Consider the following 15,323-nt stretch of genomic DNA (forward strand, 5'->3'; position numbering starts at 1 on the left):
CGATGACTTCAACGATTTTTATTCCCGAGCTTGGCCATCTGGCGATGATTCTGGCGCTGTGTTTCGCGCTGGTGCAGGCGGTGGTGCCGTTGCTCGGTGCCTGGCGCGGCGATCGTCTGTGGATGGGCCTTGCCCAGCCAGCGGCATGGGGACAGTTCGCGTTCCTGCTGTTCGCCTTTGGCGTCTTGACCTACGCGTTCATGACCGACGACTTCTCCGTGGCTTACGTCGCGATGAACTCCAACAGCGCGCTGCCGTGGTACTACAAGTTCAGCGCCGTGTGGGGCGCCCACGAAGGGTCGCTGCTGCTGTGGGCGTTGATCCTGGGTGGCTGGACGTTCGCGGTGTCGGTGTTCTCCCGGCAACTGCCGCAAGTGATGCTCGCCCGCGTGCTGGCGGTGATGGGCATGATCAGCACCGGTTTCCTGCTGTTCCTGATCCTGACGTCTAACCCGTTTTCGCGGATCCTGCCGCAGATCCCGGCCGACGGACGTGACCTCAATCCGCTGCTGCAGGACATCGGTCTGATCGTGCATCCGCCGATGCTGTACATGGGCTATGTCGGTTTCTCGGTGGCGTTTGCGTTCGCCATCGCCGCATTGCTCGGCGGTCGCCTCGATGCGGCGTGGGCACGCTGGTCGCGTCCGTGGACCATCGTCGCGTGGGCCTTCCTCGGCATCGGCATCACCCTCGGTTCGTGGTGGGCCTACTACGAACTCGGCTGGGGCGGCTGGTGGTTCTGGGACCCGGTGGAAAACGCCTCCTTCATGCCGTGGCTGGTGGGTACGGCGCTGATCCACTCGCTGGCGGTCACCGAGAAACGTGGCGTGTTCAAGAGCTGGACGGTGTTGCTGGCGATTGCCGCCTTCTCCCTGAGCCTGCTCGGTACCTTCCTCGTACGTTCCGGCGTGCTGACGTCGGTGCATGCGTTTGCCTCGGATCCTGAGCGCGGTGTGTTCATCCTGATCTTCCTGCTGTTCGTGGTCGGCGGTTCGCTGACGCTGTTTGCCCTGCGCGCCCCGGTGGTCAAGAGCCAGGTCGGTTTCAACCTGTGGTCGCGGGAAACCCTGCTGCTGGGCAACAACCTGGTGCTGGTGGTGGCCGCGTCGATGATCCTGCTCGGCACGCTGTATCCGCTGATTCTCGATGCGATCAGCGGCGCCAAGCTGTCGGTCGGCCCGCCGTATTTCAACGCGTTGTTCATTCCGTTGATGGCGCTGCTGATGGTGGTGATGGCGGTCGGTGTGATCGTGCGCTGGAAAGATACGCCGGTTAAATGGCTGGTCAGCATGCTCACTCCGGTGCTGCTGGGCAGCGTCGCGCTGGCGGTGGTGGCCGGTGTTGCCTACGGTGATTTCAACTGGGCGGTGCTGGCGACCTTCCTGCTGGCGGCCTGGGTGTTGCTGGCCGGCGTGCGCGACATCTTCGACAAGACGCGCCACAAGGGCCTGATCAAAGGTCTGCCGACCCTGACCCGGAGCTACTGGGGCATGCAGCTCGCCCACCTCGGTATCGCCGTGTGTGCGCTGGGCGTTGTGTTGTCGAGCCAGAACAGTGCCGAGCGCGACCTGCGTCTGGCACCGGGCGAGTCAATGGAACTGGCCGGTTATCAGTTTGTGTTCGAAGGTGCCAAACACTTCGAAGGCCCGAACTTCACTTCCGACAAGGGCACCATCCGGGTGATCCGCGATGGCCGCGAAATCAGTGTGTTGCACCCGGAAAAACGCCTGTACACCGTGCAGAGTTCGATGATGACCGAAGCCGGGATCGACGCCGGTTTCACCCGTGACCTCTACGTCGCGCTGGGTGAACCACTGGGCGACGGCGCCTGGGCGGTGCGGGTGCATGTGAAACCGTTTGTACGCTGGATCTGGTTCGGCGGTCTGCTGACCGGTCTGGGCGGGATACTGGCGGCGCTGGACCGGCGTTACCGGGTCAAGGTCAAAGCCCGTGTGCGTGAAGCGCTGGGCATGGAAGGAGCCGCTGCATGAGACGTTGGTTGATGCTGGTGCCACTGGCGATTTTCCTGCTGGTGGCGGTATTTCTTTATCGCGGTCTGTACCTGGATCCGGCGGAACTGCCGTCGGCGATGATCGGCAAACCGTTCCCGGAGTTTTCCCTGCCGGCGGTGCAGGGCGACAAGACCCTGACCAAGGCCGACATCCTCGGCAAACCGGCACTGGTCAACGTCTGGGGCACCTGGTGCATTTCCTGCCGGGTCGAGCACCCGGTGCTGAACAAACTCGCCGAGCGCGGCGTGGTGATCTACGGCATCAACTACAAGGACACCAACGCCGATGCGTTGAAGTGGCTGGCCGAATTCCACAATCCGTATCAACTGGACATCCGTGACGACGAAGGCTCCCTGGGCCTGAATCTCGGTGTCTACGGCGCGCCGGAAACCTTCTTCATCGACGCCAAGGGCATCATTCGCGACAAGTACGTTGGCGTGATCGACGAGCAGGTCTGGCGCGAAAAACTGGCGGCCAAGTATCAGGCGCTGGTCGACGAGGCCAAGCCATGAAGCGCTTTTTAGCTGCCATGGTGCTGGGTTTGAGTCTGGCCGGTGTGGCCCATGCCGCCATCGACACCTACGAGTTTGCCAAAGAAGGCGATCGCGAGCGTTTCCGCGAACTGACCAAGGAACTGCGCTGCCCCAAGTGCCAGAACCAGGACATCGCCGACTCCAACGCGCCGATTGCCGCCGACCTGCGCAAAGAGATTTTCCGCATGCTCGGCGAGGGCAAGGACAATCAGCAGATCATCGACTTCATGGTCGACCGCTACGGTGATTTCGTTCGCTACAAACCGGCGCTCAATGCCAAGACTGCGCTGCTGTGGTTTGGCCCGGCCGGGTTGTTGCTCGGCGGTTTTGTCGTCATCGCCGTGATCGTCCGCCGCCGTCGCGGGCAACGCGCCGAGACGCCGCAATCGCTGTCCCCTGAAGAACGTCAGCGCCTCGACCAACTGTTGGATAAAACCCAAGAATGATTGATTTCTGGCTTGCCGCAGGGCTGTTGCTTCTGGTCGCCCTGAGTTTTCTGTTGATCCCCGTCCTGCGTGAACGTCGCGCCCAGCGTGAAGAGGATAGAACCGCCCTCAACGTCGCCCTGTATCAGGAGCGCGTCGCCGAACTGCAATCGCAGCAGGCTGAAGGCGTGCTCGACGCTGCGCAAATGGACAGCGGCCGTGCCGAAGCGGCCCGTGAGTTGCTGGCCGACACCGAAGGTGCGGCGCCGGCGCGGGTTTCGAAACTGGGCAAACCGCTGCCGCTGCTGGCAGCCGTACTCGTGCCGGTGCTGGGCCTTGGTTTGTACATGCATTTCGGTGCCGCTGACAAAGTCGAACTGACCCGCGAGTTCGCCCAGGCACCACAATCCATGGAAGAGATGACCCAACGGCTGGAGCGCGCAGTCGCCGCGCAACCGGATTCAGCCGAAGGCCTGTATTTTCTCGGCCGTACCTATATGGCTCAGGATCGTCCGGCGGACGCGGCGAAGATGTTCGAACGCGCCGCCAACCTGGCCGGCCGTCAACCGGAACTGCTCGGCCAGTGGGCGCAGGCGCAGTACTTCGCCGATGGCAAGAAGTGGTCGGACAAGATTCAAGCCCTGACCGACGAAGCATTGAAGGCTGATCCGAAAGAAGTCACCAGCCTCGGCCTGCTGGGGATCGCCGCGTTCGAAGGCGAGCGCTATCAGCAAGCCATCGATTACTGGAATCGTCTGCTGGAGCAACTGCCAGCGAATGACAAGTCCCGCGAAGCTCTGCAGGGCGGTATCGCGCGAGCGACCGAGAAACTTGAAGCCAGCGGCGGCAAGGTGGCTCAGGCACCGGCCGTGAAAACCGCACGGCTCAAGGTCAGCGTCGATCTGGCCAGCGAACTGAAAGGAAAGGTGCAACCGGGCGACAGCGTGTTCATCTTCGCCCGTGCCGTTTCCGGCCCTCCAGCGCCGTTGGCGGCCAAGCGTCTGACTGTCGCGGACCTGCCGGTCACCGTCGAGCTGAGTGATGCCGACGCAATGATGCCGCAATTGAAACTGTCGAACTTCCCCGAAGTCCAACTGGTTGCGCGCATCTCCCGAGCCGGTCAACCGACCGCCGGTGAGTGGGTCGGTCGCAGCGGGCCTCTGGCCAGCAGCACCACCGCGCCGCAAAAACTGACCATCGACAGCCCGGACAAATAGCCGGAACCAACAGGAAAGCACCGCCATGAACGCCATCGCCCGAATCACAGTCCTCACACTGGCCCTGGGCTTGAGCGCATGTGCGGTGCAACGACCGGAGCCAACCACAAGGCTGCCGCCGATTCCGCCGTCACAACCCAGCCCGACGCCATCGACCAGTCCGACGCCGGGCAAACCGGGCATTCCGGCCAAACCATCGAAACCCGCCCCACGCACCTCAGCAAGCTTCGCCCCGCCACCGGGCGGCAACAGCCACTGGGATCAGAAACTGGGCGTGTACGTGCTGGATGACCAGACCAACACCTTCTACCGCCAGCGCACCTACTACCGCTGGAACAACGGCTGGAGCCGCTCGATCAGCCCCAACGGACCGTGGGAGGACACCAACATCCACGGCGTACCGGCGGGACTGGGCAAGCAGTTCGGGGAGTAAAAAAACGGCGATCTCAGGATCGCCGTTTTGCTGTCTGGGGTGATGAGTTTTTAAAGGATCGCGTGATAACTGCTGAGTGCCTGGACCGATTTAATCAGGCCTTGTCGTTGCAGTAGATCAAGAAAGGGTTCGACGTCCATGGCAGGCATTTTCAGCTGCCGACGCTGTTTTTGGGCCGCTGCAACCACTGCTGCCGCATCAAGCCCCAAGAGGTTGTCGACGAACTCGTCCGGATGCTGCGCTTCGATGCCGAAAGGCTCCAGCGCTTTGCAGGGAAAGTCTTTCTGGTTGAACGTCACTATCACGCTTGCGCCGCAACGGATGGCCGCTGCCAGAACATGACGATCATCGCAGTCGGGCAAGCTGAGTCCGGCAATCAGGTCTTCATAGTCATGGACACAGGCGTCGGGTATCGCTTGATCCATCAGGCCGGACGTACGATCCAGCTGTTCCATCGTCAGGTCAGGGCGGTTCTTCAGCAGATTGCGTTTCCATTCGCAGTGAATCTCCTGGGTCCATCGCGCCCGAAATCGCCCCGAGAGGGCAAGCCACATGAGGAAGTCTCTCAAGGGGGCGGGGTACAAGACGCATGCATCATATAAAGCGGTGAAAGAGGAATGCCTCACTCGTATCCTGTCCTTAACGCCTGAGCTTGCTCTGCGAGAAGCGCCATTGCCTGCTCGCTGGCGCTGGTGCGCCGGGTCTTATAGTCCATCAGATCGGCAAAACGCACACGTCGGTGCTTGCCTGTTTTGTGGTAGGACAACTCGCCGCTTTCCAGCAGTTTTATGAGGTGTGGACGTGAGACGTTGAGCAGGTCGGCGGCTTCCTGGGTCGTCAATTCGGCATGCACCGGTACGACCTGAACCGCGTTACCGGCTGCCAGCTCCGCCAGAATCTCGATCAGCAGACGCAGGGCCGAGGTGGGCAGTTCAACGCGATGAGCTTCATTCTGCTCGTCGAAAATCTGAATGTGCTGGGTCTCGAAATGGGTCGCAAGGTAAGCGGCCAGGGCACGCTGCCCTTCAATGGCGGCTTTTATTTCGCATTCTACGGGGAGGCTGATGGAGGGATGAATAACGGTCGACATGGCGAGTCCGGCTTTGGAAATGAGGAATGCCGGAACGTTATTCGAAATAAGCGAAAATCGCAATAAACGAAACGAGTAGGGGGTTTATGGCTTTTCCGCCATCAACCCCTGCACATATTCGACAAACGCCCGCGCCTTGACGCTGGCCAGCCTGCCCGTCGGAAACACCGCCGACAGGTAGTCAAAACATCCTGCAAAACAACCAACGTTGCGTCACAACCTTCCGCAGGCTACTAAAGGTATCTCTAGAGTTACTTTAATGGGCGAGGCAATTTCACAATGCAATACCCAATCTGCATCGAATGGGGTGACGAGAACACCGCCATCGGTATTCAGATCCCCGATATTCCCGGCGCGGTAACCGCCGGTGATACGTTTGAGGATGCCTACAACGCAGCCGTCGAGATTGCCCACATCATGCTGCAGGAAATCGCGGCGGATGGTGATTCGATTCCGATGCCGACCTCGGCGGCGACCCATCGCAACAATCCGGAATTTGCCGACATGGGCTGGGGCATGCTCGAGCTGGACATCTCGCCATACATGGGCAAGACCGAGAAGGTGAACGTGACGTTGCCCGGCTATGTCATCCAGCGGATCGACCGCTACGTGCGTGAACACAACGTCAAAAGCCGCTCTTCCTTTCTGGCAGATGCCGCCATGGAAAAACTGGTTCGGCATTGAGCATCGAGCACTGTCGGATCAGTGATCCGACAGTGCTTTTTTCAGATTTCAGGCAGTCGCCAAAGCAGCCTTTTGCGAAACACTCAAAAACCGCACCAGCGCCAGCAGCGGGAAGGCGCTGCCGACAATCACGATCCACAACCAGCCGCCATGTTCGTACACCGCGCTGGCCACCGACGAGCCGAAGGCGCCACCGACAAAGATGCTGGTCATGTACAGCGCATTGAGTCGGCCGCGGCTTTTGGCGTCGAGGGAGTAGACCGCGCGCTGGCCCAGCACCATGTTCATCTGCACGCAGAAGTCGAGCACCACGCCGGTCACGGCCAGGCCGATCACGCTGTAGGCCGGGTGGATGAAGGCCGGCAGGAAGCTCAGGCTGGCGAACAGCATGGCCAGCAGCGAGGCGATGCGGGTGTGGCCGGCGTCGGCCAGGCGTCCGCTGATCGGGGCGGCGATGGCACCGATGGCACCGACCAGGGCGAAGATCGCGATTTCACTCTGGGACAGGCCATGGTTGCGCGCCAGTTCCAGCGGCACGGCGGTCCAGAACAGGCTGAAGGTGGCGAACATGCAGGCCTGGTAGAACGCCCGCTGACGCAGCACCGGTTGCTGGCGCAGCAGCGTCCACAGCGAGCCGATCAACTGGCCGTAGGAAGCACTGTGATCAGGTTGGCGCTTGGGCACGGTCAGGGCCAGCACGATGCTGATCGCCGCCATCAACCCCGCCGCGATCATGAACATCGCCCGCCAGCCGAGATGGTCGGCGACCACGCTCGACACTGGCCGCGCCAGCAGAATCCCCAGCAGCAAACCGCCCATGATGCCGCCGACCACCCGGCCACGGGATTCCTCGGGCGCCAGATGCGCCGCCAGCGGAATCAGGATCTGCACCGACACCGAGCTGAAGCCCACCAGCAGCGAAATCAGCAGGAACACATTGGGCTGATCGGTAAACGCCGCCCCCAACAGACTGGCAATCGCCACCACCGTGGTGATGATCATCAAGCGGCGGTTTTCCAGCAGGTCCGCCAGCGGCACCAGGAAGAACAGGCCCAGCGCATAGCCGATCTGGGTCAGCGACACGATGAAGCTGGCCATGGTGTCGGTGAGGCCGATGTCCGGCGCAATCAGGCCGATGATTGGCTGAGCGTAGTAGATGTTGGCAACGATGGCGCCGCAGCAGAAAGCGAACAGCAGCACCATGCCTCGGGTCATTGCGTGAGTTGTGGCGGTCATAGGGTTTCTCGATCCAGCGAAAAGGAATGCGGTGAGGCTAAGGGACGAACCGGGCCGGCGGTAGAAGCCTTGGATCGATATCAGTCATTCCGTTGCGGAATAGATGGCAGCCGGTGAAGTGTCGTCCATCGGCGAACCTTGCGTCCGACCGGGGAGGGCCGATGATACATTCACTTACATCTTGTTCGATAGCGTGCTTATGTTGTCATTGGATTTCCACCTGCAAACAACCGGAGGATTGCGATGTTTCGACAGCTGCTTCGCCACACCACGACTCTTGTAATGATCGGCGTACTGGGTGCCGGCAGCGTCTACGCCGGCGAAGCTCCGGGCATGCGCATGGGCGTGCGCGGCGAAATCACCGGGGTCAGCCCCGACTCGCTCAAGGTTCACGTCAACAGCGGTGAAAACGTGGTCGTCCAGTTGACCCCGGACACCAAAGTCCGCGCCGTCACCCTGGCCAACATCGAAGACATCAAGCCCGGCAGCTACATCGGTTCAGCCGCCATTCCCCAGGAAGATGGCACGCTCAAGGCGCTGGAGGTTCACGTGTTCCCGCCGGAGCTGGCCGGCAGCGGCGACGGTCATCGGCCGTTCGACCTGGCCAAGGGCAGCAGCATGACCAACGGCAGCGTCGGCGATCTGGTGGTGAGTAACGGCCGGGTGCTGACCGTCAATTACAAGGGCGGCCAGCAGAAGATCCTGGTGCCGGAGGATGTGCCGATCGTCAACCTGACGCCCGGCGATCGCAGCCTGCTCAAGGTTGGCGTGAAGATCGTCACCTTCGTGACCCAGAGCGCGGACGGCACGCTGACCGCGCAATCGATCTCGGCGGGCAAGGATGGCGTCAAGCCGCCCATGTAGCCGCTCACAAAAAAGGCGACCTCTCGAGGTCGCCTTTTTCATTTCAGCTCACGCCTTACTGGCCATTGTAGATCTGGTCGAAGATCCCGCCGTCGTTGAAGTGGGTCTTCTGCACGGTGCGCCAGTCGCCGAAGGTTTTCTCGACCGACAGGAAGTCGACTTTCGGGAAGCGGTCGGTGTACTTGGCCAGTACCGCCGGGTCACGTGGACGCAGGTAGTTGGCGGCGGCGATTTCCTGACCTTCCGGCGACCACAGGTACTTCAGGTATTCCTCGGCAGCGGCGCGGGAGCCTTTCTTCTCGACCACTTTGTCGACCACAGACACCGGTGGCTCGGCTTCGGCGGAGACGCTCGGGTAGATGACTTCGAACTGGTCGCGGCCGAACTCGCGGGCGATCATTTCGGCTTCGTTCTCGAAGGTCACCAGCACGTCGCCGATCTGGTTGGTCATGAAGGTGGTGGTGGCGGCACGGCCACCGGTATCGAGCACCGGCGCTTGCTTGAACAGTTTGCCGACGAAGGCCTTGGCCTTGTTTTCATCACCGCCATTCTTCAGCACATAGCCCCAGGCCGACAGGTAGGTATAGCGGCCGTTGCCCGAGGTTTTCGGGTTCGGCACGATCACTTGCACGCCGTCCTTGAGCAGGTCCGGCCAGTCTTTCAGGGCTTTCGGGTTGCCTTTGCGCACGATGAACACGGTGGCCGAGGTGAATGGCGCACTGTTGTTCGGCAGACGGGTGACCCAATCCTTCGGTACCAGTTGGCCGTTGTCCGCCAGGGCGTTGATATCGGTGGCCATGTTCATGGTGATGACGTCAGCCGGCAGGCCGTCGATCACCGAGCGCGCCTGTTTGCTCGAACCGCCGAAGGACATCTGTACGGTGATGTTTTCGTTGTGTTCGGCCTGCCAGTGTTTCTGGAAGGCAGTGTTGTAGTCCTTGTAGAAATCGCGCATCACGTCGTAGGAAACGTTAAGCAGGGTCGGTGCGGCTTGAGCCACGCTACCGAAGGCCAGACCAGCGGCGAGAAGTGAGGCGCCAAAGAGTTTTTTCACTGCGCATTCCTTGTTCTGTGGGGTGTTTTTTTACAAAGATGAGGCCATTTGCCAGCGACTATAGCGGGGCACGCATAGTCGTTTAAAGATTAAAAAGAACTTTGCTTATTCCATTTTCTTAAATAACGGATTGCCGCATCGCGAACAGAAAGCGGCGCTGCTTTCATGGCTCTTTTTCTGGCAAACCGGGCAGTCGTGTTGCAACTGTTCACCCCGCATCGCATTGGCCAGTTCAGCGGTGAAGATCCCGGTGGGCACCGCGATGATCGAGTAACCGGTGATCATCACCAGCGACGAAATCACCTGGCCCAACGGCGTCTTCGGCACGATGTCACCGAAGCCGACGGTAGTCAGGGTCACGATAGCCCAATAGATGCCCTTGGGAATGCTGGTAAATCCGTGTTCCGGGCCTTCGATCACGTACATCAACGTGCCGAAGACCGTTACGAGTGTGCAGACGCTCACCAGAAACACCACGATCTTCTGCTTGCTGCCGCGCAGCGCCGACATCAGGTAGTTGGCTTGCTTGAGGTAGGGACTGAGTTTGAGGACGCGGAAAATCCGCAGCATCCGAATGATCCGGATAATCAGCAAGTACTGCGCATCGCTGTAGTACAGCGCCAGGATACCCGGCACGATCGCCAGCAGATCCACCAGTCCATAAAAACTGAAGGCGTAGCGCAGCGGTTTGGGCGAGCAGTACAGACGCAGGATGTACTCGCCGGCAAAGATGATGGTGAACCCCCACTCGATATACGCCAGCACATCGGCGTAATTGCGGTGAACGCTGTCGATGCTGTCGAGCATCACGATCACCAGGCTGGCCAGAATGATCAGCAGCAGAATGCCGTCGAAACGTCGCCCGGCGGGGGTGTCGCTCTGGAAAATCATGACGTAAAGCTGTTCACGCCAGTGCTTGTTACTGTCCATGGATCACGCCTGAATCAAAGATCAGCGCAGCCTAGGTTGATTCTCCCCGTCAGCGCAAGGCGCCGCGTTCAACTCGGGTTGGTGCATCAGGCGAATGCCGCTGCGCAGCAGCCAGCAAGCGAGAATGAACGGCGCCGTGAGGGTCGCCAGCCCCAAGGCACTGAACAGCGGCGTCAGCAGCAGCGCCAGGCCGATGCCGAACAGCGGCAGCCACGGTTGTTGGCGCCGGGCGCTGAAGGCGAGGGCGGCGAGGACTGCGTTGTAACCCCCCAGACCCAGCAGCGCGACCTGGCTGTCGTGGTGCGACAGGCTGGAACCCAGGCCAATCGCCGAAGCCAGCAGCGCCCAGGCAAAGGCCCGGCGATCGGCGATCAGCAAACCGGCGGCGATCAATCCACCGGCCAACGGATGGTCGAGGAACATCACCTGACCGAAGCCTTTCAGGGCAGCACCGAGCAGGTTCACGGTGTTCAGCTCAAGCGCCGGAGCAGGCGTCGAAGCTTCGGCGAAACACAGGAACACCCAGCTCAGCAACACAAAAGGCGCGGTGTAGGCGGGCAGGTACTCGGTGAGGCGTGCGCGTTTGAGCCACTGCTGCGTGATCATCGCGCTCAGACCACCGGCTGCCAGAATCAGCGGCGGCAGCATCGGCGACCAGGGGAAATACAGGCTCAGCAACAGACCGACCAGCACGCCGTTGTAGCTGAACAGTCCGGCCTGGCGATCCGCCTTGGCGTAGTTGCGCCGTTGCGCGGTGAGCAATCCGGCGACCGCGCCCAGCAGCGCGCCGGCGAACAGCACCGGCGCGGTGAATAAAATGGCCAAAAGGCACAGCAGGCCACACAGCGGATGACGCTGGAGGAAGATTTGACTGAAGCCGTTGAGCAAAGCCTCGGCCCAGTCGGGGCAGTGGGTGTTGAAATGATTGGCAGGCATGGCAGTTCTGAAAGTCAGTGAAACCGAGTTGCCTGCTTCGCCAGCAGGCTGGCTCCCACATTGAATCTTTGTTCAGTCATTGAGTTTGTGATGCACACAAATCAACTGTGGGAGCGAGCCTGCTCGCGAAGAGGCCGGTACAGGCGCTAAATCAACGTTTCGATACGCAGCGAGTTAGTCGATCCAGGCTGCCCGAACGGCACCCCCGCAGTGATCAGCAGCGTGTCGCCACGCTCGGCCATGCCTTGCGCCTGGGCGATTTCCAGCGCGGTCGAACACACTTCATCCACCTGACGCAGGCGATCATTGACCACCGAATGAATGCCCCACGCCACGCTCAAGCGGCGTGCGGTCTGCAGGTTCGGCGTCAGGTTGAGGATCGGCGCTTTCGGCCGCTCCCGCGCCGCACGCAGACTCGATGCACCGGACTCGCTGTAGTTGACCAGCACCGCCACCGGCAACACGTTGCTGATCCGACGTATTGCACAGCTGATTGCATCGGACACGGTCGCTTCGGCTTTCGGCCGGCTGACGTCGAGTTGGGTCTGGTAATCCGGACCGTTCTCCACCTGGCGGATGATCTTGCTCATCATCTGCACGGCTTCCAGCGGGTACTCGCCGGACGCGGTTTCGGCTGACAGCATCACCGCGTCGGCACCTTCGGCCACGGCGTTGGCCACGTCGGTGACTTCGGCGCGGGTCGGCGCCGGGGAGAAACGCATCGACTCGAGCATCTGCGTCGCCACCACCACCGGTTTGCCGAGCTGGCGGCAGGTGGTGATGATGTTTTTCTGGATCTGCGGCACGCTCTCGGCCGGCACTTCCACGCCCAGGTCACCGCGAGCCACCATGATCGCGTCGCTCAGTTCGGCGATCTCGCGCAGTTGCTCGACGGCCGACGGCTTCTCGATTTTCGCCATCAGGAACGCCTTGTCGCCGATCAGCTCGCGGGCCTCGAGGATGTCTTGCGGACGCTGTACGAACGACAGCGCGACCCAGTCCACACCCAGTTCCAGACCGAAGCTCAGGTCGCGGCGATCCTTGGTGGTCAGCGGACTCAGGTCGAGTACCGCTTGCGGCACGTTCACACCTTTGCGATCCGACAGCTCGCCGCCATTGAGCACGGTGGCGTCGATCGCATCGGAGTATTTGGTGACGACGCGCAGTCGCAGTTTGCCGTCATCGAGCAGCAGATCCATCCCGGCTTCAAGCGCCGCGATGATCTCCGGGTGCGGCAGGTTCACCCGGCGTTCGTCGCCCGGTGTCGCATCCAGATCGAGGCGGAAGGCCTGACCGCGATGCAGCTGAACCTTGCCGTCAGCGAACTTGCCGACCCGCAGTTTCGGCCCTTGCAGGTCCATCAGGATCCCGAGCGGATAGTTGAGCTGGCGCTCGACTTCGCGGATCCACTGATAGCGCTTGGCGTGGTCGGCGTGATCGCCGTGGCTGAAGTTGAGGCGGAAGATATTGACCCCGGCCTCGACCAGCTCGCGGATGTCTTCGATGCCGTCGACGGCAGGCCCGAGGGTGGCGAGGATTTTGACCTTTTTATCAGGCGTCATGATTTAGAGCTCTCGAGGATCAGGATGGCGCGGAAGTCGTTGACGTTGGTGCGGGTCGGCTCGGTGACGATCAGCGCATCGAGCGCCGCGAAGTAGCCGTAACCGTTGTTGTTATCCAGCTCGTCGCTGGCGCTCAGGCCCAGGGCGGCGGCGCGGGCATAGCTGTCCGGGGTCATGATCGCGCCGGCGTTGTCTTCCGAGCCGTCGATGCCGTCGGTGTCACCGGCCAGGGCGTAGACGCCGGGCTGGCCCTTGAGGTTGTCGGTGAGGCTGAGGAGGAATTCGGCGTTGCGTCCGCCACGGCCGTTGCCGCGTACGGTCACCGTGGTTTCGCCGCCGGAGAGAATCACGCACGGTGCCGCCAGCGGCTGGCCGTGATGAATGATCTGGCGCGCGATGCCGGCGTGGACTTTCGCCACTTCGCGGGATTCGCCTTCCAGGTCGCCGAGGATCAGCGTGCTGAAACCGGCCTGACGGCATTTCACCGCCGCCGCATCCAGCGATTGCTGAGGGCGGGCGATCAACTGGAAGTGACTGCGGGCCAGGCTCGGATCGCCGGGTTTGACGGTTTCCGATTCCGGGCTTTGCAGCCAGCTGCGCACGGAGACCGGAATCTCGATGCCGTAGCGCTTGATGATCGCCAGCGCTTCGGCGCTGGTGCTCGGGTCGGCCACGGTCGGGCCGGAGGCGATGACCGTGGCGAGATCGCCCGGCACATCGGAAATCGCGTAGGTATAAACAGTGGCGGGCCAGCAGGCCTTGCCCAGGCGTCCGCCTTTGATCGCCGAGAGGTGCTTGCGCACGCAGTTCATCTCGCCGATGGTCGCGCCGGATTTGAGCAGGGCTTTGTTGATCGACTGTTTGTCGGCCAAGGTGATGCCTTCGGCCGGCAGCGCCAGCAGGGCAGAACCGCCGCCGGACAACAGGAAAATCACGCGGTCTTCTTCGGTCAGGTTGCTGACCAGTTCCAGCACGCGTTTTGCCACGGCCAGGCCGGCAGCGTCCGGCACCGGGTGCGCGGCTTCGACCACTTCGATTTTTTCGCACGGGGCGCCGTGACCGTAGCGGGTCACCACCAGGCCCGAGACTTCACCTTCCCAGCAGCGCTCGACCACTTGCGCCATGGCGGCGGCGGCCTTGCCGGCGCCGATGACGATCACGCGACCTGTGCGATCGGCCGGCAGATGCGCTTCGAGGACCTGGTTCGGATGGGCCGCGTCGATGGCTGTGGCAAACAGCTCGCGCAGCAGTTGTTGCGGATCGACCGACATGGCGGGCTCCCGGAATTCTTGTTATTCGAAAGGGCAACTCGGAACCCTGTGGGAGCTAGCCTGCTAGCGATTCAGGCGCTGAGGTCTGGCAGACACTCCGCGTCGATTCCATCGCCAGCAGGCTGGCTCCCACAGGTTTGATGCAGGTTGGGGCAGGGCTTACTTCTTGTCGCGAATCGAGAAGTTGGCCATGTGTTCCAGGCCCTTGATCAGCGCCGAGTGGTCCCAGTTGCTGCCACCGATGGCCGCGCAGGTGCTGAACACTTGCTGGGCGTTGGCGGTGTTCGGCAGGTTGATGTTCAGCTCCTTGGCGCCTTGCAGGGCCAGGTTCAGGTCCTTCTGGTGCAGGCTGATGCGGAAGCCCGGATCGAAGGTGCCCTTGATCATGCGCTCGCCGTGCACTTCGAGGATCTTCGAGGAGGCGAAACCGCCCATCAGCGCTTCACGTACCTTGGCTGGATCGGCACCGTTTTTCGACGCGAACAGCAGGGCTTCGGCCACGGCCTGAATGTTCAGGGCAACGATGATCTGGTTCGCCACCTTGGCGGTCTGACCGTCGCCATTGCCACCGACCAGGGTGATGTTCTTGCCCATGGCCTGGAACAGCGGCAGTGCGCGTTCGAAGGCATCGGCGTCGCCACCGACCATGATGCTCAGGGTCGCAGCCTTGGCACCGACTTCACCACCGGACACCGGAGCGTCGAGGTATTGCGCGCCTTTCTCGTTGATCTTCGCCGCGAAAGCCTTGGTGGCGGTCGGCGAGATCGAGCTCATGTCGATCACCACCTTGCCCTTGCCGATACCGGCCGCGACGCCGTCGGCGCGGAACAGCACGTCTTCGACCTGCGGGGTATCCGGGACCATGACGATGATGAATTCAGCTTCCTGCGCCACTTCGCGTGGGTTGGCCAGAGCGACGGCGCCAGCGGCGACCAGGTCGGCAGGTGCAGCATCGTGGTGCGCCGACAGGAACAGGCTGTGACCGGCTTTCTGCAGGTTTGCCGCCATTGGGTGGCCCATGATGCCGGTGCCGATGAATCCGATTTTAGCCATGAGAAATTCCTCTTGTTTTTGTC

16 protein-coding genes and 1 pseudogene are annotated in these 15,323 nt (G+C 61.6%); 7 read left to right on the top strand and 10 right to left on the bottom strand.

Going from position 1 to position 15,323, the window contains the following annotated elements; genetic code table 11:
* Positions 1 to 2 precede the first annotated feature (2 nt).
* From C6Y56_RS08030 to C6Y56_RS08050, 5 genes are read left to right on the top strand one after another with little or no spacing between them, the layout of a single operon-like run.
* Positions 3 to 1,991: a heme lyase CcmF/NrfE family subunit gene (locus tag C6Y56_RS08030; protein ID WP_169429427.1), complete on the top strand. Its 1,989-nt coding sequence runs from the start codon at positions 3 to 5 to the stop codon at positions 1,989 to 1,991.
* Complete coding sequence (locus C6Y56_RS08035; protein ID WP_011333088.1) at positions 1,988 to 2,524, top strand: DsbE family thiol:disulfide interchange protein; 537 nt, start codon at positions 1,988 to 1,990, stop codon at positions 2,522 to 2,524. The genes C6Y56_RS08030 and C6Y56_RS08035 overlap by 4 nt, the downstream gene beginning before the upstream one ends.
* Entirely contained in the window at positions 2,521 to 2,991 is a 471-nt protein-coding gene (locus C6Y56_RS08040) for a cytochrome c-type biogenesis protein (RefSeq protein WP_169429428.1), read from the top strand. Before C6Y56_RS08035 ends, C6Y56_RS08040 begins: the two co-directional genes overlap by 4 nt.
* Positions 2,988 to 4,187, top strand: a complete 1,200-nt coding sequence (gene ccmI, locus C6Y56_RS08045) for a c-type cytochrome biogenesis protein CcmI (RefSeq protein ID WP_169429429.1) — start codon at positions 2,988 to 2,990, stop codon at positions 4,185 to 4,187. Before C6Y56_RS08040 ends, ccmI begins: the two co-directional genes overlap by 4 nt.
* A gap of 25 nt (positions 4,188 to 4,212) precedes the next feature.
* A complete protein-coding gene (locus C6Y56_RS08050) occupies positions 4,213 to 4,620 on the top strand; it encodes a hypothetical protein (protein WP_169429430.1) in 408 nt (135 codons plus the stop codon).
* Positions 4,621 to 4,670: 50 nt separating this feature from the next.
* On the opposite strand, the gene C6Y56_RS08055 is transcribed toward C6Y56_RS08050, so the two are convergent.
* The 3 genes and pseudogenes from C6Y56_RS08055 to C6Y56_RS29090 form a co-directional block, all read right to left on the bottom strand.
* Positions 4,671 to 5,246, bottom strand: a complete 576-nt coding sequence (locus C6Y56_RS08055; RefSeq protein ID WP_108560305.1) for a PIN domain-containing protein — start codon at positions 5,244 to 5,246, stop codon at positions 4,671 to 4,673.
* On the bottom strand, positions 5,243 to 5,710 hold the full coding sequence (locus C6Y56_RS08060) for a helix-turn-helix domain-containing protein (protein WP_169429431.1): 468 nt from the start codon (positions 5,708 to 5,710) through the stop codon (positions 5,243 to 5,245). The genes C6Y56_RS08055 and C6Y56_RS08060 overlap by 4 nt, the downstream gene beginning before the upstream one ends.
* 84 nt (positions 5,711 to 5,794) lie before the next feature.
* Positions 5,795 to 5,887, bottom strand: a pseudogene (locus C6Y56_RS29090) (LysR family transcriptional regulator); the annotation flags it as partial.
* 102 nt (positions 5,888 to 5,989) lie between these two features.
* On the opposite strand from C6Y56_RS29090, the gene C6Y56_RS08065 reads away from it, so the two are divergent.
* On the top strand, positions 5,990 to 6,394 hold the full coding sequence (locus tag C6Y56_RS08065) for a type II toxin-antitoxin system HicB family antitoxin (RefSeq protein ID WP_085666700.1): 405 nt from the start codon (positions 5,990 to 5,992) through the stop codon (positions 6,392 to 6,394).
* A 48-nt stretch (positions 6,395 to 6,442) separates the two neighbouring features.
* On the opposite strand, the gene C6Y56_RS08070 is transcribed toward C6Y56_RS08065, so the two are convergent.
* Positions 6,443 to 7,630: an MFS transporter gene (locus tag C6Y56_RS08070; RefSeq protein WP_169429432.1), complete on the bottom strand. Its 1,188-nt coding sequence runs from the start codon at positions 7,628 to 7,630 to the stop codon at positions 6,443 to 6,445.
* A 243-nt stretch (positions 7,631 to 7,873) separates the two neighbouring features.
* On the opposite strand from C6Y56_RS08070, the gene C6Y56_RS08075 reads away from it, so the two are divergent.
* Positions 7,874 to 8,494, top strand: coding sequence for a DUF5666 domain-containing protein (locus tag C6Y56_RS08075; protein ID WP_169429433.1), 621 nt, complete (start codon positions 7,874 to 7,876; stop codon positions 8,492 to 8,494).
* A 55-nt stretch (positions 8,495 to 8,549) separates the two neighbouring features.
* Here the strand turns inward: C6Y56_RS08075 and C6Y56_RS08080 are convergent, their stop codons facing one another.
* The 6 genes from C6Y56_RS08080 to C6Y56_RS08105 form a co-directional block, all read right to left on the bottom strand.
* Complete coding sequence (locus tag C6Y56_RS08080) at positions 8,550 to 9,548, bottom strand: sulfate ABC transporter substrate-binding protein (protein WP_169429434.1); 999 nt, start codon at positions 9,546 to 9,548, stop codon at positions 8,550 to 8,552.
* Between the two features lie 105 nt (positions 9,549 to 9,653).
* Positions 9,654 to 10,478 carry an ion transporter gene (locus C6Y56_RS08085; protein ID WP_064378643.1) on the bottom strand — a complete coding sequence of 275 codons (825 nt, stop codon included), beginning with the start codon at positions 10,476 to 10,478 and terminating at the stop codon, positions 9,654 to 9,656.
* A gap of 21 nt (positions 10,479 to 10,499) precedes the next feature.
* The gene (locus tag C6Y56_RS08090) at positions 10,500 to 11,414 is read right to left on the bottom strand and encodes an urea transporter (RefSeq protein WP_169429435.1); all 915 of its coding nucleotides are present in this window, start codon (positions 11,412 to 11,414) and stop codon (positions 10,500 to 10,502) included.
* Between the two features lie 146 nt (positions 11,415 to 11,560).
* Positions 11,561 to 12,976, bottom strand: a complete 1,416-nt coding sequence (pyk, locus tag C6Y56_RS08095; protein WP_169429436.1) for a pyruvate kinase — start codon at positions 12,974 to 12,976, stop codon at positions 11,561 to 11,563.
* Positions 12,973 to 14,247 (bottom strand): glycerate kinase type-2 family protein, encoded by a 1,275-nt coding sequence (locus tag C6Y56_RS08100; RefSeq protein ID WP_169429437.1) that lies wholly within the window; start codon positions 14,245 to 14,247, stop codon positions 12,973 to 12,975. Before C6Y56_RS08100 ends, pyk begins: the two co-directional genes overlap by 4 nt.
* A 159-nt stretch (positions 14,248 to 14,406) precedes the next feature.
* On the bottom strand, positions 14,407 to 15,300 hold the full coding sequence (locus C6Y56_RS08105; RefSeq protein ID WP_085605836.1) for a 2-hydroxy-3-oxopropionate reductase: 894 nt from the start codon (positions 15,298 to 15,300) through the stop codon (positions 14,407 to 14,409).
* Positions 15,301 to 15,323: the final 23 nt, after the last annotated feature.

Source organism: Pseudomonas fluorescens, from assembly GCF_012974785.1.
Taxonomy (GTDB): domain Bacteria; phylum Pseudomonadota; class Gammaproteobacteria; order Pseudomonadales; family Pseudomonadaceae; genus Aquipseudomonas; species Aquipseudomonas fluorescens_BT.

Bases quoted from the DNA above. Each gene is read 5' to 3' on its own strand.
- C6Y56_RS08030 (WP_169429427.1), top strand. From the start codon at position 3: ATGACTTCAACGATTTTTATTCCCGAGCTTGGCCATCTGGCGATGATT.
- C6Y56_RS08035 (WP_011333088.1), top strand. From the start codon at position 1,988: ATGAGACGTTGGTTGATGCTGGTGCCACTGGCGATTTTCCTGCTGGTG.
- C6Y56_RS08040 (WP_169429428.1), top strand. From the start codon at position 2,521: ATGAAGCGCTTTTTAGCTGCCATGGTGCTGGGTTTGAGTCTGGCCGGT.
- ccmI (WP_169429429.1), top strand. From the start codon at position 2,988: ATGATTGATTTCTGGCTTGCCGCAGGGCTGTTGCTTCTGGTCGCCCTG.
- C6Y56_RS08050 (WP_169429430.1), top strand. From the start codon at position 4,213: ATGAACGCCATCGCCCGAATCACAGTCCTCACACTGGCCCTGGGCTTG.
- C6Y56_RS08060 (WP_169429431.1), bottom strand. From the start codon at position 5,710: ATGTCGACCGTTATTCATCCCTCCATCAGCCTCCCCGTAGAATGCGAA.
- C6Y56_RS08065 (WP_085666700.1), top strand. From the start codon at position 5,990: ATGCAATACCCAATCTGCATCGAATGGGGTGACGAGAACACCGCCATC.
- C6Y56_RS08070 (WP_169429432.1), bottom strand. From the start codon at position 7,630: ATGACCGCCACAACTCACGCAATGACCCGAGGCATGGTGCTGCTGTTC.
- C6Y56_RS08075 (WP_169429433.1), top strand. From the start codon at position 7,874: ATGTTTCGACAGCTGCTTCGCCACACCACGACTCTTGTAATGATCGGC.
- C6Y56_RS08085 (WP_064378643.1), bottom strand. From the start codon at position 10,478: ATGGACAGTAACAAGCACTGGCGTGAACAGCTTTACGTCATGATTTTC.
- C6Y56_RS08090 (WP_169429435.1), bottom strand. From the start codon at position 11,414: ATGCCTGCCAATCATTTCAACACCCACTGCCCCGACTGGGCCGAGGCT.
- pyk (WP_169429436.1), bottom strand. From the start codon at position 12,976: ATGACGCCTGATAAAAAGGTCAAAATCCTCGCCACCCTCGGGCCTGCC.
- C6Y56_RS08100 (WP_169429437.1), bottom strand. From the start codon at position 14,247: ATGTCGGTCGATCCGCAACAACTGCTGCGCGAGCTGTTTGCCACAGCC.
- C6Y56_RS08105 (WP_085605836.1), bottom strand. From the start codon at position 15,300: ATGGCTAAAATCGGATTCATCGGCACCGGCATCATGGGCCACCCAATG.